This window comes from Streptomyces sp. (genome assembly GCF_031178505.1).
GTDB lineage: Bacteria > Actinomycetota > Actinomycetes > Streptomycetales > Streptomycetaceae > Streptomyces > Streptomyces gulbargensis.
In genome coordinates this window covers 1-3,885 of the sequence record NZ_JAPSIW010000677.1, presented here as the reverse complement: position 1 = coordinate 3,885, position 3,885 = coordinate 1, and the positions used below count along the sequence as shown (strand labels likewise).

General features: G+C 74.2%; 4 protein-coding genes. 1 reads left to right on the top strand and 3 read right to left on the bottom strand.

What is annotated here, in order from left to right; translation table 11 throughout:
• From RIF68_RS30320 to RIF68_RS30310, 3 genes are all read right to left on the bottom strand, one after another.
• The coding region (locus tag RIF68_RS30320; protein ID WP_309054476.1) for a TetR family transcriptional regulator at positions 1–529 on the bottom strand (529 nt) is incomplete at its 3' end.
• A 110-nt stretch (positions 530–639) separates the two neighbouring features.
• A complete protein-coding gene (locus tag RIF68_RS30315) occupies positions 640–1,401 on the bottom strand; it encodes an SDR family NAD(P)-dependent oxidoreductase (RefSeq protein WP_309054475.1) in 762 nt (253 codons plus the stop codon).
• Between the two features lie 406 nt (positions 1,402–1,807).
• Positions 1,808–2,962 (bottom strand): acyl-CoA dehydrogenase family protein, encoded by a 1,155-nt coding sequence (locus tag RIF68_RS30310; protein WP_309054474.1) that lies wholly within the window; start codon positions 2,960–2,962, stop codon positions 1,808–1,810.
• Positions 2,963–3,076: 114 nt separating this feature from the next.
• Here RIF68_RS30310 and RIF68_RS30305 point away from each other — a divergent pair, with 114 nt between their 5' ends.
• Positions 3,077–3,682, top strand: a complete 606-nt coding sequence (locus RIF68_RS30305) for a TetR/AcrR family transcriptional regulator (RefSeq protein ID WP_309054473.1) — start codon at positions 3,077–3,079, stop codon at positions 3,680–3,682.
• Positions 3,683–3,885: the final 203 nt, after the last annotated feature.

Below are 3,885 nucleotides of genomic sequence, written 5' to 3'. Positions count from 1 at the left end.
CCTCGCCGCCGGAGCGCAGCCAGTGGCGCAGGGCGTGGTTGTGGGCGGCCACGACGGCGGCGGCGGCCACGTTGGCGCGCAGCGTGCCGTCCCGGCGGTCGGCCCAGCGGGTGCGCAGGTAGTCGCCGAGGGTCTTCTCGTACCGCCAGACCACCGAGAGTTCGTACGTGCGCAGCCCGGCCACCTCCCGGGTGAGGCGGTAGCGCTGGACGGAGAAGGTGGGATTCTCCGCGTACATCCGCATGACGAGCCGGGCGGCGTCGCACACCCGGACCATCGGGTCGTCGGTGTCCGCGCTCGCGGCGAGGAAGCGGGTCATGTCGTCGAGGCACTGCTCGTGGTCGGGGAAGACCACGTCCTCCTTCGACGGGAAGTACCGGAAGAACGACCGCCGGCCGACCCCGGCGAGGGTGACGATGTCGTCCACGGTCGTCTGCTCGTAGCCCCGCTCCAGGAAGAGGCGGAAGGCCGCGGCGATGAGGGAGTCCCGCATCGCGGGCTTCGTGGAGTTCGTCGACGCTGTTCCCATGCTCCGAACCTAACACCGGGAACGCGTCCAGGCGGCACTCGGTGTCGGTGATCGCCGACACCGAGTGCTGTGACGGGGGTACGGAGGCTCCCCCCAGGGGCCGCAGAGGGTCAGCGGGGGGCCATGCGCAGCGCGCCGTCCATCCGGATCGTCTCGCCGTTGAGGTAGTCGTGCTCGGCGATCATCGTGACGAGGCGGGCGTACTCCTCCGGACGGGCGAGGCGCTGCGGGAAGGTCACACCGGCGGCGAGGCCCGCCCGGATCTCCTCGCTGAACCCGGCCATCATCGGGGTGTCGACGATGCCCGGCGCGACGGTCACCACGCGGATGCCGTACTGCGCCAGGTCGCGGGCGGCGGTGAGGGTCATCCCGGCGACGCCCGCCTTGGAGGCGGCGTACGCGATCTGCCCCACCTGGCCTTCGAAGGCGGCGATGGAGGCGGTGTTGACGACCAGACCGCGCTGACCGTTCCCGTCGGGCTCGTGCCGGGCGATGGCCTCGGCGGCGAGCCGCATCACGTTGAAGGTGCCGACCAGGTTCACGTCGAGCACCGTGCGGAAGAGGTCCAGGTCGTGCGGGCCCTTGCGGCCCAGGACGCGCGCGGAGGGGGCGATGCCGGCGCAGTTGACCGCGATCCGGAGCTCCGCGCCGTCGGCGTCGATCGCGGCGAGCGCCGCGCGGACCTGCTCCTCGTCGGTGACGTCGGCCGGGAGCAGCCGGACGCCTTCCGGCAGCGGGCCCGCGGCGGCGACGGCCTTGTCCAGGTCGAGGCCGTAGACGGCGGCGCCCCGGGCCGCGAGCGCGGCGGCGGTGGCGGCCCCGAGGCCGGATGCGGCACCGGTGACGAGAGCGGCGGAGCCGGCGATGTCCATGGAACTCCTCGTTGGTGTCGTGCGGGTGTCCCTGCCGCCGGGGTGGCCGGCGGCCGGGGGCGCGTCCCCGCGAAGGGACCGCGCGGTCTGCGCGATCTGCGCCGCTCACCATAGAACCCCAGGCCACGCCCCTGGAAGGGAAATCGGGCCGATCGGCGGGCGAGGGTGCGAGCGGGTCCGGCGCGTCCTCGGCGGGAGGGCCGGGCGCGCCGGCATCACGGCGGGCGGGCCGGGCGCGCCGGCGTCACGGCGGGCGGGGAGAGGCGGGGCACCACCGGCCCCCGAACGCGCCGAACCCCGGCCTGCCCGCAACGGGGGAGTGCGGGCCGGCCGGGGTGGCGGACCGAGCATACGCCCGATTTCGTTCAATCCGAAATCATCTGGGGTCCGCTTCCCCGCGCGGCCGTCACGCCTGCGGCTGGGCGAGCCCCCGGCTGATGACCAGGCGCTGGATCTGGTTCGTCCCTTCGAAGATCTGCATGATCTTCGCCTCGCGCATGTAGCGCTCGACCGGGAAGTCACGGGTGTAGCCGTAGCCGCCGAGGACCTGGACGGCGTCCGTGGTGACCTTCATCGCCGTGTCCGTGGCGATGAGCTTGGCGGCGCTGGCCTGGCGGCTGAAGGGACGGCCGCGGTCCCGGCGGCGGGCCGCGTCCAGATAGGTGGCACGGGCCGCGTCGACCGCGGCGGCCATGTCGGCGAGGAGGAAGCCGAGGCCCTGGTGGTCGACGATCCGGCGGCCGAAGGTGGTGCGCTCGTTGGCGTACGAGACGGCGGCGTCGAGCGCGGCCTGCGCGAGGCCCGTGGCGCAGGCCGCGATGCCGAGGCGGCCGTTGTCGAGGGCGCTGAAGGCGATCTGGAGGCCCTGGCCCTCCCGGCCGATCAGCCGGTCCTCCCCGATGAGGGCGCCGTCCCAGTACGCGGCCGTGGTCGGCACCGCCTGGAGGCCCATCTTGCGCTCGGGGGCACCGAAGGTGAGGCCCTCGGCCTCGCCGGGGGCGAGGAAGCAGGAGACGCCGTGGCTGCCGGGGGCGGTGCGGGCGAAGAGGGCGTAGAACCCGGCCTTGCCGCCGTGGGTGATCCAGGCCTTGGTGCCGGTGACGCGGTAACCGCTGCCGTCCTCCTGGCGCTCGGCCCTGCAGGAGAGCGCGGCCGCGTCGGAGCCGGCCTGGGGCTCGGAGAGGCTGTAGCCGCCGATGGCGCGTCCCTCCAGCATGGCGGGCAGCCAGCGTTCCTTCTGCTCGGTGGTGCCGAAGGCGTACAGGGGGTGGCAGGCGAGGGTGTGGACGCTGGTGGCGACGGCGACGGCGGCCCAGCGGGCGGCGAGCTCCTCCAGGACCTGGAGGTAGACCTCGTACGGCTGGCCTCCGCCGCCGTACTCCTCGGGGTAGGCGAGGCCCAGGAGCCCGGCCTCGCCGAGGGTGGCGAAGAGGCCTTCGGGATAGGTCTCGGCGGCCTCGTGCTCGTCCACCCGCGAAGAGAGCTCCTTGTCGGCGATCTCCCGGGTGAGGGCGATGAGGTCCGCCGCTTCGGGGGTGGGAAGCAGGCGGTCGACATCCATGGCGACTCCATCGGCGCGCGAAGTGGTACTCGGCGGGGTACTTCAGTACCGCTTAGCGTAGCGGTCGAGGGGTGGGCCCACCACCCCCGGACGGGTGCCTGGAATACTGATCGGGTGATCGAGACCCGAGCCGCCGACGCCCCGAAGCTCACGGGCCGGGGTGCGGCGCGTCGTTCCGCCCTCTTCGAGGAGCTGGTGGCGCTCCTCGTCGCCGAGGGCTTCGCCCAGCTGACCCTGGACGACCTCGCCTCCCGGCTGCACTGCTCGAAGCGGACCCTCTACGGCCTGGCCGACAGCAAGGAACAGCTCGTCAGGGCGGCGGTCGTGCACTTCTTCCGGCGGGCCACCGCGCGCGTGGAGGCGGACCTCGCCGCCGAGACCGCCCCGGCCGAGCGGCTCGCCGCCTACCTGCGGGCGGTCGCCGCCGAACTGGCGCCCGTCTCACCGCGCTTCTTCGACGACGTGGCCGCCTTCGAGCCGGCCGCCGAGGTGTACGAACGGAACACGCGCGCCGCGGCGGGCCGGGTCCAGCAGCTCATCGAGGAGGGGGTGGCGGCCGGCGTCTTCCGGGAGGTGCACGTGACCTTCGCCGCCGACGTCATCTCCTCGGTCATGGTCCGCATCCAGCGGCGCCAGGTGGCCGGGGCGACCGGCCTCGCCGACGCCGAGGCGTACGAACAGCTGGCCGAGCTGCTCCTCCACGGACTGCGCAAGGGCTGACCGGCCACTCCCGGAGAGACACCGGGCCGGCCGCGCCGGCAACCCGGCGCGACGCCCAGGGCCCGGCGCCTCAACCCCGGCGCGACGCCCAGGGCCCGGCCCCCTCCGGCTCCCGCACTCGCCCCCCTGGCGGTCCTCCCGCGCCCCGTACACGCCACGGAGCACCCGGGCGGCGGACCGCCCGGGTGCTCCGCACTCCCCGG

Excerpts from the sequence above, each read along its gene's own strand:
- RIF68_RS30315 (WP_309054475.1), bottom strand. The coding sequence starts at position 1,401 with ATGGACATCGCCGGCTCCGCCGCTCTCGTCACCGGTGCCGCATCCGGC.
- RIF68_RS30310 (WP_309054474.1), bottom strand. The coding sequence starts at position 2,962 with ATGGATGTCGACCGCCTGCTTCCCACCCCCGAAGCGGCGGACCTCATC.